This is a genomic window from Facklamia sp. P13064, assembly GCF_050409425.1.
Taxonomy (GTDB): domain Bacteria; phylum Bacillota; class Bacilli; order Lactobacillales; family Aerococcaceae; genus Facklamia.
Genome location: NZ_JBNUPM010000023.1, coordinates 1 through 16,531 on the forward strand (window position 1 = coordinate 1; position 16,531 = coordinate 16,531).

Consider the following 16,531-nt stretch of genomic DNA (forward strand, 5'->3'; position numbering starts at 1 on the left):
TCAGTTTTCAATGAGCTTCGCTGCCATAAGTGACAACTTCTATATACTAGCATGGTTTAGACTTTTTGTCAAACCTTTTTAAAGATTTTTTGAATTTTCTTCTAAATATCTGCTTTTTTAAAAGATATTCGCTAGCAGGAATTACATTTTACTATCTTTTTTAATTTGTGTCAATATTTTTAGCACTTTTTTTCTTTTTTACGTGTATTTAAGCCTATAACTTATAAAAGGAGTTAATGATGACTCATATACTGTACTTTTATATTGGATCTTGTATAGCGAGTTTTGTTTACTATCTTTCTTATTCCATTATAAATAAAAGCTTTAGTTGGAAAGCACGATCTTCTTGTGATCATTGTCAGCACAAACTCTACTTTTGGCAGTTATTTCCTTTGTTTTCATATTTATTACTGAAGGGGCATTGTTTTTTTTGCTGTCGGAAAATAAGTGTCAATCACTTTTACTTTGAATTGTTTGGTGGACTCTGCTCTTTCTTCTTTTTTCTATTCACTGCTTTTTCTTTTTTTAATCTGATTTTATTACTTATCTTTCTATTCATGACCTTCATGGATATACTTGATCAGTGGGTTCCTGATTTTCTACAACTTTCTTTTTTGACGCTCGGATTACTCTATAATTATTCATATAATATTATTCCCTTTCAGTATTTTCTTATTTTCTGTCTTATCAGCTTTATTCTTATAAGAACAGAACAGTCTTGGATGGGAGGTGCCGATTTAAAATTCATCTGTATTTCTCTATTGTTTATTCCCCTAAGCTCTATTCCTTACTTTTTATTTTTAGCAGCTTCACTTGGACTTTTGTATTGTTATCTTTCTAAAAGTAAAATAATTCCATTTATCCCTTTTTTAATATTTTCTTTTATAACTAGTTATGTTTTGACATGATGCATTGTAAAATTTAATGCAACACGAGTAAAAATAAAACTCATAACAAATTTAATTCATGTAAAATGTCATTACTATAAAACATACACATGAAAGAGATTGTTATGAGCCCTATATATTACCACGGATGATAGAAGTAAGACTTTTCCCAAATACCTTCTCCTTTAAGACATTCTATAATTGGATATATAAGGAGACTTTATCCGTTTCCTTGCAGGTGTTAAGGAGAAAAGGTCACTCTAAAAAAACGAAAGAAAGAAGAGAAAGATTTGATATCAACACTTCTGTTTAGAAAAGACCCAAAGTGGTGAAGAAGCGCACTGAATTTAGACACTGACAACTTGATATTCTAGTATCTTCTTGAGGAAAAAGCAAAGGATGTTTAGCTACTTTTGCAGAAAGGAAGACTCGTACCTATTTTGCGATAAAAACACCAGACAGAAGTAAACAATCTATGTTAGAAGCGCTTTATCAATTAACAAAATCCTTACCACAAGGAGCCTTTAAAACATTCACATCCGATAGAGGAAAAGAATTCGCTTGCTATGACGTAGTAGAGAGTAAGTTAGGGATAGGTTTTTACTTTGCCGATGCCTAGAGTGCATGGCAAAGAGGCACCAATGAAGGCAGCAATGGCTTGCTAAGGGAATTCTTTCCTAAGAAAACGGATTTCGCACAGCTAAAGGATCAAGACTTGTTTAAAGCTATCTATAAAGTAAACGCTAGACCAAGGAAATGTCTAGCGTTTGAAGCACCCTTTGAACGTTATATTGAGGAATTGAATTTGTTAACAGAAGTGTCGTAATAATTATTGCAATATATCATATAAAAATACCCTTCAATTATGAAAAACTCCCCCTAAAATAGTTTTACTTTTGGGGGAGCAGTTCAATAATTGAAGGGTTTAATCTATTTTGTTTATTTCATTTGCTGTGGTTCCTCTGTTATCTCAGTTGGCATAGGAATAGTATCTTGAGTGGTTTGGATTTCCAAATCACGGTAGCTGTTCATTCCAGTACCAGCTGGGATTAATTTACCAATAATGACGTTTTCTTTTAGACCAATTAAGTAGTCACGGTCTCCACGAATAGCCGCATCGGTCAAGACACGTGTTGTCTCTTGGAAGGAAGCAGCTGAGATAAATGATTTTGTCTCAAGAGCAGCTTTAGTAATTCCAAGTAAGACGGGTCGAGCCGTAGCTGGTGTTTCCCCGCTTGTAATGGTGTCTTTATTAGCCTTAGCAAAGTCTGCGATATCCATTAAGGCCCCTGGTAAAATAGATGTAGAAGCAGGGTCCATTACACGAACTTTACGTAACATTTGACGAGCCATCACCTCAACGTGTTTATCACCAATTTCTACCCCTTGGCCACGATATACGGCTTGAACTTCGCGCATAATGTATTTTTGGACCGTTAAGACGTCAGTAACTGCTAATAATTCTTTGGGATCGATTGATCCTTCTGTTAAGGCTTGACCACGTTCTACACGATCGCCTTCATTGACTTTAAGGCGAGCAGCATAAGCCACTTTATAAGTGCGGTTATCCGTAACTCCTGTAACGGTAATTTCTTTCAACCGCTCGCTTGATTTTTCTTCAATCGAAGTAACAACTCCGGCAACTTCCGTAATGGTTGCTTGTCCTTTTGGAACACGCGCTTCAAAAATTTCTTGAATACGTGGTAAACCTTGAGTAATATCACCACCACCGGCAACCCCTCCCGTATGGAAGGTACGCATGGTTAACTGAGTACCAGGCTCACCGATAGATTGAGCAGCGATTGTACCTACTGCTTCTCCAACTTCTACTTCTGATCCAGTCGCTAAGTTGCGTCCATAGCAATGTTTACATACACCATGGTCAGTATTACATGTAAAGACTGAACGAATAGTTACAGCTTCAATACCTGCTTTAATAATTTCTGCAGCCTTCTCATCTGTAATCAATTCTTGAGCCTTAACAATTTCTTCTCCAGTTTCTGGATGAATGACTGATTTATGTGCATAACGTCCTTGTAAACGTTCTTCTAGGGACTCAATAACCGAATTACCATCGGCAATTTCACGAATTTCAACTCCACGGTCTGTTCCACAATCTTCCTCACGGATAATGACATCTTGAGCGACATCAACTAATCGACGTGTTAAATAACCTGAGTCAGCGGTCTTCAAGGCCGTATCGGTCATCCCTTTACGCGCTCCGTGAGTGGAGATAAACATTTCCATAACGTTTAAGCCTTCACGGAAGTTGGATGTAATTGGTAATTCGATAATTTTCCCAGAAGGAGCCGCCATATTCCCACGCATTCCGGCTAGCTGGGTAAAGTTAGAAATATTACCACGGGCACCAGAGTCAGACATCATAAAGATGGGGTTTAGACGTGGCAAGCTCTTTTGTAGATCCTTTTGAATCTGATCTTTGGCTTTTTCCCATGTACGAATAACATTTTCATAGCGCTCGTCTTCAGTTAGAAGTCCGCGTCGTCTCATTCGAGTAATCTCATCAACTTTAGCATGAGCTTTCTCTAAGATTTCTGCTTTACTATCTAAACTGAGAACATCCGCTACCCCTACGGTGATACCTGATTGCGTAGAATATTTATAACCCAAATCTTTCATCTTATCTAGCATAATTGATGTTTGAGTAATATGATAATGTTTAAAGACTTCAGCAATAATATTACCAAAATCTTTTTTCTTAAACGGTGACACAGGCTCCATCTGTTCAATAGCTTCTTTAACGTTTACACCTGGTTCCAAGAAATACTTATCAGGTGTTTGTTGCGTTAGGTTCTCATTTGATGGCTCATTTAAATATGGGAATTCATCTGGCATGATTTCGTTAAAGAATAATTTACCAATAGTTGTAACCATTAAACGTTCTCTTTGCCAGTCAGTGAAAGTTTTATTAGTGAAAGACTTAGCAGGAATCGCTACACGGGTATGTAAATGCACATAGCCATTTTGATATGCAATCTCCGCTTCTGAAATGGAGCTTAGAATCATTCCTTCGCCCACACGTCCCGGTTCTTCAATTGTTAAATAATAATTACCAAGCACCATGTCCTGTGAAGGTGTTGCAACTGGCTTACCGTCCTTAGGACTTAGGATGTTTTGTGCACCTAACATTAACAGACGGGCTTCAGCTTGAGCTTCTTCAGATAACGGTACGTGAACTGCCATTTGATCCCCATCAAAGTCAGCGTTATAAGCGTTACATACTAATGGGTGTAGACGAATTGCTTTCCCTTCAATTAAAACCGGTTCAAAAGCTTGAATACCTAATCGGTGAAGAGTAGGTGCTCGGTTAAGTAGTACGGGGTGTTCCTTAATAACATCTTCAATAACAGGCCAAATCGCATCATGTTGAACTTCAATCATACGTTTAGCATTTTTTACGTTGCTAGCTATTTCGCGTTCTACTAATTCTTTCATTACGAACGGTTTAAATAGTTCGATGGCCATTTCTTTTGGTATACCACATTGGTACATTTTTAAAGACGGTCCAACAACGATAACCGAACGACCAGAATAGTCCACACGTTTTCCTAAAAGATTTTGACGAAAACGTCCTTGTTTACCTTTAAGCATGTGAGAAAGAGATTTTAATGGACGATTACCAGGACCAGTAACAGCACGTCCACGACGACCATTATCAATCAAAGCATCTACTGCCTCTTGTAACATTCGTTTTTCGTTTTGCACAATAATATTTGGTGCACCTAAATCTAAAAGGCGTTTCAAACGATTGTTACGATTAATCACTCGACGGTAAAGATCATTTAAGTCAGAAGTTGCAAAGCGTCCTCCTTCCAACTGAACCATCGGTCTTAAATCAGGTGGTATAACTGGCAAAACATCCATAACCATCCATTCTGGTTTATTTCCTGATTCTTGGAAAGAATCCAAGATATCTAAACGACGAATCGCTCGCGTTCTTTTTTGTCCAGTCAACGTTTTAAGCTCTTCTCGTAAACCACTGATCTCAGCATCTACATCAACTGCATGTAGGAGTTCTTTAATCGCTTCTGCACCCATTTTGGCATAAAAACGGTTGCCGAACTCACGTTTTTTCTCACGATACTCTGTCTCAGTGAGTAATGATTTATATTCTAGACCCGTATCGCCTGGATCAATAACTATGTAAGAAGCAAAATAAATCACTTCTTCTAATAGTCTTGGGCTCATGTCAAGGATCAAGCCGATACGGCTTGGAATCCCTTTGAAATACCACACATGAGTAACTGGGGCTGCTAATTCTATATGCCCCATTCTTTCACGACGAACTTTAGCGCGAGTCACTTCCACGCCACAACGGTCACATACGCGACCTTTATAGCGAACACGTTTTAACTTCCCACAAGAACATTCCCAATCCTTGGTAGGACCAAAAATACGCTCGCAAAAGAGTCCATCTTTTTCGGGTTTTAAAGTTCGATAGTTGATGGTTTCTGGTTTTTTGACTTCCCCATAAGACCATGAACGAATTTTTTCTGGGGATGCGAGACCGATTTTCATGGAATCAAATTTATTAACATCTATCAAGGGGCCGACCTCCTTCTTGATTTAAGCTGGTGTTTCCACCAATTAATGGAGTGCCTTTTCTCCAATGGCTCCAAGGCATTTAGACATTACTAGTCCTCTTTAGTTGTATCTCCACTAGTAATTGAGGCTGAACTTTCATTAGTTTCACTTGTTTGAACGACGCTCTTTTCTTCAGCGGCTTTTTGATCTTCTTTATACTTCTCAAGCGCATTAAAGTTAATTACATCATCTTCATCGTCATCATCCAATAGTTCAATTTCTTTATCTTCAGCGTCCAAGACTTTCAAGTCCAATCCTAAAGCTTGTAGTTCTTTAACTAATACACGGAAGGATTCTGGTACACCAGGTTTGGGAATAGCTTCTCCTTTGACAATGGCTTCGTATGTCTTCACACGACCTACTACATCATCTGATTTATAAGTCAAGATTTCTTGTAAGGTATAAGCTGCACCATAGGCTTCTAAGGCCCAAACTTCCATCTCGCCAAAACGTTGTCCACCAAACTGTGCTTTGCCTCCGAGCGGTTGTTGGGTTACTAATGAATATGGGCCCGTTGAGCGTGCATGCAGCTTGTCATCGACCATGTGTGCGAGTTTCAACATATACATGACACCGACTGAAACTTTTCGGTCAAATGGTTCTCCAGTACGACCGTCATATAGAGTTGTCTTAGCATCCGGTTCTAATCCGGCTTCTCTAACTGTTTCCCAAACCTCTTCTTCATTCGCCCCATCAAAGACAGGTGTAGCAAAATTAATGCCTAATTGACGTCCGGCCATTCCTAAATGTAATTCAAAGACCTGTCCAATATTCATCCTTGAAGGCACCCCTAATGGGTTTAACATAATATCAACTGGTGTCCCATCAGGCATAAATGGCATATCTTCTTCCGGCATGATTAAAGAGACAACCCCTTTATTTCCATGACGTCCAGCCATCTTATCACCGACTTGAATTTTACGTTTTTGAACAATATAAACACGAACCAATTTATTCACTCCTGGTGAAAGCTCGTCGCCATTTTCACGAGTGAATACCTTAACATCGTGCACAATTCCACCACCACCATGGGGAACTCTTAAGGAAGTGTCACGAACTTCACGTGCTTTTTCACCAAAAATAGCGTGTAAGAGGCGTTCTTCTGCTGTCAATTCAGTCACACCTTTTGGTGTGACTTTTCCGACTAGAATATCTCCATCGCGTACTTCCGCACCGACCATAATAATTCCATCTTTATCTAAATATTTGAGGGATTCCTCACTAACATTAGGGATTTCGCGCGTAATTTCTTCTGGTCCTAACTTAGTATCACGTGATTCTGATTCATATTCTTCAATATGAATAGAGGTATAGACATCGTCTTTAACTAGACGTTCAGACATGATGATGGCATCCTCGTAGTTATAACCATCCCAAGTCATAAAGGCTACCAATGGGTTTTGACCTAAGGCCATTTCACCGTTTTCCATCGAAGATCCATCTGCTAAAATTTCATTAGCATCAACTTGATCTCCAACAACAACAATTGGACGTTGGTTGTAACATGTTCCCGCATTGGAACGTGCAAATTTAGTTAAGCGGTATTCATCAACGGAACCATCTTCTAATTGCACACGAATACGTTCAGCATCCACATAGGTTACTCGACCTGGACGTCGGCAAATCAATGCCGCACCCGAGTCGTGAGCAGCTTTATACTCAATACCTGTTCCGATAATCGGTGCTTTGGGACGAATTAAAGGAACTGCTTGACGTTGCATGTTAGCTCCCATTAAAGCACGGTTGGAGTCATCGTTTTCTAAGAAAGGAATCGATGCCGTTGCTACTGCAACCACTTGTTTTGGTGAAACATCCATAAAATCGACTGTGTTAGTTTTGACCTCTAAGTTTTGGTCTTTATAACGAGCCATAACCGTGTCATTTTCAAAAGTACCATCTTCATTTAAACGAGAGTTAGCTTGAGCAATGATGTATAAATCTTCCTCATCTGCTGATAAATACGCAATTTCTTCTGTAACGGTCTTGTTAGCCTTATCCACTTTACGATAAGGTGTTTCAATGAAACCATAACGGTTTATTTTTGCATATGAAGATAAGGAGTTAATTAATCCAATGTTTGGACCTTCTGGTGTTTCAATTGGACACATACGACCGTAGTGAGAGTAGTGAACGTCACGCACTTCATAACCAGCGCGATCACGTGTTAACCCTCCCGGTCCTAAGGCAGAAAGACGACGCTTGTGAGTCAATTCACCCAATGGATTGGTTTGATCCATAAATTGTGATAATTGAGAAGAGCCAAAGAACTCTTTAATAGCCGCTACAACTGGACGAATATTAATTAACTGTTGCGGTGTCATTGTTGAAATATCTTGTAAGGACATTCTTTCACGGACTACTCTTTCCATACGCGATAAGCCAATACGGAATTGATTTTGCAGTAATTCACCGACTGAACGAATACGACGGTTGCCCAAATGATCAATATCATCTGTTGAGCCTACTTGTTCATTTAATAATAAATAGTAGTTCATTGACGCGATAATATCTGCTGGGGTTAAGTGATGCACTCCTTCAAGATTAGCGTTACCGACAATGTTAATCACACGGTCCGAATCAAGAGGGGAGTATACTTTGACCACTTGCAAGTCAATCGGTTCACCAATCACACCATCTGGTGAAGGAGTATAAGTATAAACATTCAAACCATTATCTAAGTAAGGGATTAAACGTTCAATATCTCCTGCAGAAAGTTCAGTTCCTTCTGTGAAGAGTACTTCTCCTGTTTCTGGGTCTGCCAAAGTTTCTGCGAGTGTCATTCCTAAAAGACGGTGCTTTAAGTGGAGTTTTTTATTAATCTTATAACGTCCAACTGGCGCTAAATCATAACGTCTTGGATCAAAGAAACGAGCCGTTAATAAGTTACGTGAAGAATCTGCTGTTTTCGGCTCACCAGGACGTAGGCGTTCATAAATATCTTTCAAGGCTTCTTCAGCACGGGAGTCAGAAATGTTTTTATGGACATCTTTAGCTAAAGTGTCATTCAATAGGGTGGTTTCAGATAAGATTTCAACAATCTCGTCATCTTCGCCAAAACCAAGTGCACGAATTAAGGCTGTAATTGGCAATTTACGTGTCCGGTCAATTCTGACATAGGCAATTCCTTTAGCATCCGTTTCAAATTCTAGCCAAGCTCCTCGATTAGGAATAACGGTTGAAGCAAAAGTATGTCTTGATTTTTTGTCTACTTTATCATGGAAGTAGACACCTGGAGAACGTACTAATTGTGAAACAATAACACGTTCTGCCCCATTAATGATGAAGGTTCCCATATCCGTCATAATTGGGAAATCGCCAAAGAATACTTCTTGTTCTTTTACTTCACCAGATTCCTTATTAACTAAGCGCAAATTAACATAGATTGGTTTAGAGTAGTTGGCATCGTGGGAACGAGCTTCCTCTACTGTATATTTAGCCTCTTGAAATGAGTAATCATGGAAATAAAGTTCTAAATTTTCTGTATGATCGACGATTGGCGAGATATCTTGGAACATGGTCTTTAATCCTTCTTCTAAAAACCATTGATAGGAATCGGTTTGGATTTCAATCAAGTTTGGTAATTCCAAAACCTCATCAATTCGTGCATAACTACGACGTTCTGCTTTTTTACCATATTTCACGATATGATGCTGACTCAAACAATTCACCCCTCTTTAATATTACGTAGCGAATGGTGATTCTTCTGGGCTTGCTTTAACTATCGACCGGCAGATTACAATATGTTTACAAATATTATAATTTGATAACAAAATGCTTTTTGTCCTTTTTAAGGGCAAAAAAAAGACAAAAGAATTGATTTTAATCGCCTAAGCTTCCTCAATCTTTTGTTTACTCTGCCAAAATCGCCGACCGGACAATATTTCGGTGCCATTTTGAATTCAATGTTCACGCTATGCGTTATTCAATATTACACTTATTTTTTATCAAAGTCAAGACTTTCTTTCTCAGACTTTAAAAGCAAAAGACCACTCGAATTAAATTAGCAAGTGGTCTTATAAATATAAAATCTTAAATTTCTTTTTCTAATAAAACTTTCGCATTATTGGTGTTGGTTAAGCCGACAAAGAGGTCGCTTTCTTCAATAATAAAGTCTGGATTGACATTAATATCAAATCCTTCTTCAATACGAGACTTAATCGCAATCAAATTAATATCATAACGGCTTCTAAAATTTATTTCTTCAATCGTCTTCCCTATCCAATTCTTACGAGCGGTAAATTCAACAATGTGGCTCTGAGCGTCTAATTGAATTAAATCGAGTACCGAATCATTGGTCAGTTCATTACCAATCCGAATCCCCATATCTGTTTCGGGTAAAATAACGCGATCAACGCCTAATTTCAAAAGCACTTCTTTATACTCTTCTTTGCGCGTTTTTGCGATAATGGTCGGTACTTCTAACTTTTGCAAAGATAATAAGGTAGTAATCGTATTATCAAACTTTGAAGAGGAGGCAATAATTGCCATTTGTGCTTCACCAACTCCGGCTTCTTTTAATACTTCATACTTGGTAAAGTCACCTTGTACAGCTACTTCCACCTTACTAGCAATAGCTTCAACTAGCTCCATATCGCGATCAATCACGATTACTTGCTTGTGGTTTTCCGCTAAAGTTTTGGCTAAGGATGTTCCGAATAATCCGAGACCTAAAACTGCTGTGATTTCTTTTTTCATGAAAGTTTCTCCCTTTCTATCCTATCATCAAGTTACCATGCGGGTATTTAATCTTTGATGGCTTTCTTCCCATACTCGCTGACCAAAAAATAGTTAACAACCCGATTCGACCAATAAACATCATAAAAATTAAAACGGTTTTACCAATACCAGTTAAATTAGGGGTTAAACCCATACTTAAACCAACTGTTGAAAAGCAAGAGACAACTTCTACTACTACATATTCGATGCCGAATCCTGGAGGAATTGTTTCTGTTATTAACAAGATCATGGTGACAAAGGTAATTAGGCTTAAGCCTGAAATTAAAATAAAGATGGCCTTCAAAATAGCTCCTTCAGGGATGGTACGCTTAAAGATAACCGATCCTCTACGACGAATAGCTGAAGAAGAAAAAATTAAAAGACTTGCTAAAGTAGTGGTCTTAACCCCACCCCCAGTGGATCCCGAAGAAGCGCCTAGAAACATTAAGACAATGGTTAAGAAAATACCGGCAGATGATAAAGCGGTATAGTCCACATTCGAAAAGCCAGCGGTTCGTGGTGTCACCGCTAGAAAAAGATAGTTTACAAGTCTAATAAAGAAGGGTTGGTCCTTAAACAAAGGACTAGGTTGTTCAGTTAGAGCGAATAATACTGTTCCTAAAAGGAGTAAAATAGCCGTTGTAGTCAAAACTATTTTAGTATGCCACAATAATTTACGATTGCGATAAAAGGTTAGCAAATCTCGCCAAACAATGAAACCTAATCCACCAATGATAATCAAACCCATACAAGTTAGGAGAACTAAAGGATTGTCTTGAAAACCAATCATAGAATCTCCCAACAAATCAAAACCGGCATTACAAAAGGCGGACACACTATGAAAGATGGCATAATAAGTTCCTTTTAACCAGCCAAAGCGTGGAATAAAGTCAATTCCTAATAAAGCCGCCCCAATAATCTGTACAATCAAAGAGAATTGAATGATATAGCTCAAAAGATTTCTAACTTCAGAAATATCGGAGATATTTAAAGATTCAAGTAAAACTTTATGCAGTCTTAGATTTATTTGCTTGCCCATATAGATAAAAACGGTAACCCATAAGGTCATAAATCCAAGTCCACCAATTTCAATTAAAACTAGAATAATCGTTCGTCCAAAATAATTCCAATGGTCTGTAGTGTTAACTGTTACATTTCCCGTTACACAAACAGCTGAAACAGCTGTAAACCAAGCATCAATTAGCTTCGTCCATTCACCTGATCGACTAGCTAAAGGAGTGGCTAATAGTATTCCTCCAATAAAGGAAATCACGACAAACGTCAGCACAATATAAATAGGAGCTGAAATCTGAGTAACATAATTTTTAACTTTATCGACCAAATAAACGCTTCCCCTCTAATCAATAATGACTTTTTAAAACCAATGTGTTTAATCTTGAAACAACTTGATGGATTGTAAAATCCAATAGCCTTTAGAGCGATCGATTTCACTGACATTACCAAATGTTTCTTCCATAAACTTTTTCATACTGGGTGCCCCTTGTTTTTTCTGGATAACCAGCCATAACTGTCCTTCCTCTTTTAGTGCTTGATAGGCTTGGGTCACAAATTGCTGAACAATAGTCTTACCAGCTCGAATAGGTGGATTAGTTAAAACATAATCATAAATTGGCTCGAAATTATGAGTGACAACATCTGCTTGTATAAAATCCAGATTTGTCACTCGATTCAACCGCATATTTTCCTTAGCTAATGCCAAGGCTCGCTGATTAACTTCCAAACCCAACACTTGAAGTGACTGCGATTGATCAGCAATAGCAACCGAAATTGGCCCATAACCTGAGCCTAACTCCAATAGTTGGCCGGAATTTATACTTTGATTAAGCTTTAAAAAATTTTCTATCAAGAGGCGCGAACCAAAGTCCACTCTACCTTTGGAAAAAACTCCCGCATCGGTAGAAAACTGATAACTTTGGTGAAAAAGCTGTGCTTCAATATAACGTTCATCATGACTGCTTTGTGGTTGCTGACTATAATAATGATCGGACATAAATACACCCCTTGCTTGAATCGATCTCATATATCTTAACATTATTGCTAAAAAAGTGATATAATTTAATTATTATCATGCTTAAGTAATTAAATATTTTCTATAAGAGTTAAACCATTACTAAGCTTTTTAGAAAGGAAGTTTACAGTGAAATTATTAAATAAAAAATTGTTCCTACTAATGTCAGTCTGTTTCTTACTAACTGCTTGCCAACTAAATGATTCTAAAATAGACAAACAAGAAAATTCAATCACAAATCAAAAAAGCAAGATTGAAAAAAGCGACTACATTGGAGAAGATGGTCAAGTTTCTTTTAAGGAAGACCTTATTCTTTTAAACTTAGATAAAGAAACGAAAGAAAAAGTCTATAAAGAGCTAGACAAGATTGAAAAATATGCCGGTGAAGTAAGTATCGCCCCTTTAAAGATGTCTAACCTTTCTAAAATAGAAGGTCAAACTGCTTATGAAGCAGTTATCGAAGATTCTAAAAATGAAGCCAAACTAATCTATGTAGGTTTTGATTCTTGTCCATATTGTCGTGTTTTTCTACCTAAGTTAAATCAATTAGCTAAAGAAATGAACCTAAATTATCATTATTATAATACCGATGAGCGAATGGAGGATGATAATTTCCGTGATATTGTCGATAATTTCTTTGAAATTTCCACGGTTCCCCAACTGCTCATTGTTAAAGATGGTAAAGTAGACAGTAAATTGGAAAACTCCAATTCAATGGCTGACTTAGAAAAATTCCTTCTAAAGCTTAATTAATTAAGCTATTTAAAAATCGCCCTCATCTAAATTGAGGGCGATTTTTTAACCAATCTCTAATTTTCCATCGTTGTTTCTTCTGAGTCTTCTAAATAACTTTCCATCTCTTCACTTGATTCTTCTTCTATTTCAAGAGGAGTCATGGTCACTTCTTTTTCAGTATCAGATATTACTTCTTCTGAGAATGTAAACTCACCAGGGAAAGCCTCTTCCACAGCCATTTGAATTTCATCGATAAACTCACCGGTTAATTCATCAGCTTTAACGATATATTGATATTCTTCACGATCAGCTTCATATTGAACTTCAAAGGTTTCTTCATCGTAAGTTACCGCCTGCGTTTCAGTTCCTGGTCGAATTCCTAAAATGATATCGAATTTATCATCCACTTTGATAATCTCTCCAGCAATAAAAAGATCCGGATAAATCAGTAGTTCCTTCTCTAAGTATTCCTCCGCTGCTTCTTCTGTTTCAAATTCACTCGAAATATAGAATAAAATGTAGCGTCCTTTTTCTTCAACAGCTTCTGCATAGGTCACTCGAACCAAAATAAAGTCTTCATCAATGATTTCTTTTTCAGCAATAAAGCGGTCTTTTGTCGCTTCATCTTCTTCAATCAATTGAATAAAATCATCCGCTTCTGACTCTTCTTTGAAGACATTAGCATTAAAAGTAATGAATTCTCCCTCAAATAAGTCAATCTCTTCTTCTACTTCTGACTCTTCTTCCATTTCAATACTTGTTTCTGGTATCTCAATCACTTCAATATCTTCTGGTCGATTGGAAGGCTGTGGACGACTTGGAATGTACGGCTGGATTGGTCTAGGATTTGGATTAGGTTGGGGCTGGCTAGCAACCGTTGTTACAGTCGTTTCTGTAGTTTGAACAGTTGTTTCTTTTGGGCTTTCAACTGTAGTGTTAGCAACAGTTGTTTCTTTCTCTTCAGACTCACCGCTACCATTGTTAGGCTTAGTAGTAGTTTCATTTTGAGGTTTACTAGGTGCAATCGTAGACTCCTGTGGTGCAGGCTGATTTCCTTCGTTTGCGGGTGGGGTTTGCTCAGTGTCCGGCTTATTTTCAGTGTCATCCTGAGCAAAAATTGTCCCCACGCATCCAAACGTTAAAACGGTAACTACTAAAAGATTAATAAGTTTATTCTTCATTCTATTTTCTTCCTTTCTTATTTAGCGACGGAAACCTAAAACAATTAAGACAATTCCTAAAAGGAATAAAACAACTGCAACTCCTATAGTTACAATAGAAACATTATCTTCAGAAATCCCTAGGTTCATTAACTTTTCCTTTAAGTTTATCTGTGTTAAATAGTCATCAACTTTGGTGTTGAATTGAGAAAATAGATTTCCTGCCATGTTTGAGCCGTTATCATCACTTTCTACACTCGCTTGCCGCTCAGATAAAGGTAGTTGGCGAAGTGTCACTAACGTTTTGCCATTTTCTTCTACACTTTCAAAACTGAATTCACCAGGAAAACGTTCTTCAATGGCTTGACGATAAGGGTCATCACCATTTGATTCTAATTCATACTGATAAGGCTCTCTTTGATCATAGTATTCAATTTCTTGCTTAGCTGTATCTATACCAAAGCCATCTGCGTTGGCATTAACTTTCAAAGCAAAAGCCAGATCATATCCATCACCTTGTGATGCCAATTCACCTTTTTCAAACAAATCAGGATAATATAATAGATGTTTATCTAAGACTTCTTGGGCTTGACTTTGATCGGCAATATTGACTGGAAAATATAAAACAATCAGTTGACCATCTTCTTTAGCACTGTCACGATAATTAGCTGAAAGTAAAAAGCGACTCTCTTCAGAGACATCCTCTAAAATTATCTGATCATTCAGACTTGCATCATTCTTTACATAATTGGCAAAGTTATCTAGTGATTCTTGATTTTCAAACTCATTAAGGGGATAAATAACAATATCCGTTTCAAACAAACCTTGTTCCATTGCTTTATTAGATGCTCTTTCCTCATTCTCACCAACGGATGATTCGTCATCAGAGTTTGTAGATTTCTCTACTTTCTTTAAGTCTGACGGAAGGGCAGGTCGTGGAATGAAAGGATCAGAAGTTGCTTCTACCATCAAGTTAGAACAAGTATAAAGACTGAACAGGAACCCTATTAACAAACAATAAAAAAAACTCTTTTTCTTTTGCATAAACCGAACTCCTCTAAATTTGTTAGCTACATTATAACAGTCTTATACCTTTTTTAATAATGGAAACTTTGAATTTATAAAAAAAGAGACCTTAACAAAGTCCCAAACAATCAGTCCCAATAATCCGAATGCAAGGTAGTTTCATAAAGGGGTCATAAGCAAGTTTTTGCCTATACTATTCAAACAGCTTGCAATCGCAAGGGGGTGGATATTAGCTTATAGTGTCTACTCTAGAAATACCCACTATACGCAAGTATTTCGATTACTATTTAAAAAGATTACTCTTTTTAATCCCACTCATCTCATTGCAGAGGCGAGCTATAAAACGGCCACCATCGTTCAATTTCTTTTAAACCAATCCACCATACCAGTTTTTCCTTATACGCGACCAAGAAGTAAACCCGAGCATAGAGAGTGTATCTATGATGAATACTATGACTGTTATTTAGATGAAAAAATGGGGTCTATCATTCTACGACCACTAATCAAAAAGGCTATCGAGAGTACAAAGCCTCTCGTCAAGATCAGGAGAACAATCAAAATAAATGTGTAATTAGCCGACATGTGTGGCAAAAAGCCCTTGAAAGGTGTGAGGATATCAGGTATTCAGAGGGTATGCGTGCTCTTTATAAAGAATCCAAAGAGTCCGCTGACAGAATATTCGGCACTGCTAAAGAACATCATGGCTTTCGATAGACGCATTTTATTGGAAAAAGCTTGATGGAATTTAAAGCAGGGCTCACTTTTACTTGTTTAAACATGAAGAAATTGGCAAATATACTAGAGATGAAGAGCTAGAAAGGCTTCGGTTTTTTATTTTACAGGAAACTTTTAAGACAAATAAAGACAAACCCTTCCTTGAGAGTTACTCAAATAGGGTTTGTCTTCAATCTGAGAGCAAAATTATCTTGCTCTTTTAAATAGCTGCTATTAAATTAACTATGCTTCTTCACGTTTCTTAGCAACTAAGCCTAATCCTGCTAATACAGATAATGCTGCTGCACCATAAATTGCGAAGGTTGAACCTTCACCAGTTTGTGGTAATTCAGATTTTTCTTTTTTATTTTCTACTGGCTTTGGATTTTTTGGTTTTTCATCTGCAGGTTTTTCATCTGCAGGTTTTTCAGTTACCATAAATGTCATAGTTTCTTCATCATATGACCATACTAACTCACCTAAACCAAAGCGAGCAACATAGTCATGGAAGTATTTTTCAGCTTCTTTCATAGATGCAGCTTCATATTCAGATGTAATGTTAGTATCAGATGTTTTTAGAACTAATTTAAATGTATATAATTTAGGTGCTTTTTCATCTGTTGCCATGAATGTCATTGTATCAAAATCATATGACCATT

At 37.3% G+C, this 16,531-nt stretch carries 11 protein-coding genes; 3 read left to right on the forward strand and 8 right to left on the reverse strand.

Annotation, left to right across the window (positions count from 1 at the left end):
- The first annotated feature begins 239 nt into the window (after positions 1-239).
- Together ACQV2S_RS07985 and ACQV2S_RS07990 are read left to right on the forward strand one after the other, a co-directional pair.
- Positions 240-908, forward strand: coding sequence for a prepilin peptidase (locus ACQV2S_RS07985; RefSeq protein ID WP_428885331.1), 669 nt, complete (start codon positions 240-242; stop codon positions 906-908).
- 454 nt (positions 909-1,362) lie between these two features.
- Complete coding sequence (locus tag ACQV2S_RS07990) at positions 1,363-1,506, forward strand: hypothetical protein (protein ID WP_428874500.1); 144 nt, start codon at positions 1,363-1,365, stop codon at positions 1,504-1,506.
- Positions 1,507-1,826: 320 nt separating this feature from the next.
- Here the strand turns inward: ACQV2S_RS07990 and rpoC are convergent, their stop codons facing one another.
- The 5 genes from rpoC to ACQV2S_RS08015 all read right to left on the reverse strand — a co-directional run bounded on the left by rpoC (position 1,827) and on the right by ACQV2S_RS08015 (position 12,219).
- On the reverse strand, positions 1,827-5,453 hold the full coding sequence (rpoC, locus tag ACQV2S_RS07995) for a DNA-directed RNA polymerase subunit beta' (protein WP_428874501.1): 3,627 nt from the start codon (positions 5,451-5,453) through the stop codon (positions 1,827-1,829).
- A gap of 89 nt (positions 5,454-5,542) precedes the next feature.
- Positions 5,543-9,151: a DNA-directed RNA polymerase subunit beta gene (gene rpoB, locus ACQV2S_RS08000; RefSeq protein ID WP_428874502.1), complete on the reverse strand. Its 3,609-nt coding sequence runs from the start codon at positions 9,149-9,151 to the stop codon at positions 5,543-5,545.
- A gap of 370 nt (positions 9,152-9,521) precedes the next feature.
- Positions 9,522-10,187: a potassium channel family protein gene (locus ACQV2S_RS08005; protein WP_428874503.1), complete on the reverse strand. Its 666-nt coding sequence runs from the start codon at positions 10,185-10,187 to the stop codon at positions 9,522-9,524.
- A 16-nt stretch (positions 10,188-10,203) separates the two neighbouring features.
- Entirely contained in the window at positions 10,204-11,550 is a 1,347-nt protein-coding gene (locus ACQV2S_RS08010) for a TrkH family potassium uptake protein (protein ID WP_428885333.1), read from the reverse strand.
- A 48-nt stretch (positions 11,551-11,598) separates the two neighbouring features.
- On the reverse strand, positions 11,599-12,219 hold the full coding sequence (locus tag ACQV2S_RS08015) for a class I SAM-dependent methyltransferase (protein ID WP_428876580.1): 621 nt from the start codon (positions 12,217-12,219) through the stop codon (positions 11,599-11,601).
- A 147-nt stretch (positions 12,220-12,366) separates the two neighbouring features.
- Between ACQV2S_RS08015 and ACQV2S_RS08020 the strand changes: the two genes are divergently transcribed.
- On the forward strand, positions 12,367-12,990 hold the full coding sequence (locus ACQV2S_RS08020) for a thioredoxin family protein (protein WP_428885334.1): 624 nt from the start codon (positions 12,367-12,369) through the stop codon (positions 12,988-12,990).
- A gap of 56 nt (positions 12,991-13,046) precedes the next feature.
- On the opposite strand, the gene ACQV2S_RS08025 is transcribed toward ACQV2S_RS08020, so the two are convergent.
- The 3 genes from ACQV2S_RS08025 to ACQV2S_RS08035 all read right to left on the reverse strand — a co-directional run.
- The gene (locus ACQV2S_RS08025) at positions 13,047-14,153 is read right to left on the reverse strand and encodes a hypothetical protein (protein WP_428885336.1); all 1,107 of its coding nucleotides are present in this window, start codon (positions 14,151-14,153) and stop codon (positions 13,047-13,049) included.
- A gap of 21 nt (positions 14,154-14,174) precedes the next feature.
- Positions 14,175-15,176, reverse strand: coding sequence for a hypothetical protein (locus ACQV2S_RS08030; protein ID WP_428874544.1), 1,002 nt, complete (start codon positions 15,174-15,176; stop codon positions 14,175-14,177).
- Positions 15,177-16,115: 939 nt separating this feature from the next.
- Positions 16,116-16,531: LPXTG cell wall anchor domain-containing protein (locus tag ACQV2S_RS08035; RefSeq protein ID WP_428876582.1), on the reverse strand; the 416-nt coding region annotated here is incomplete at its 5' end.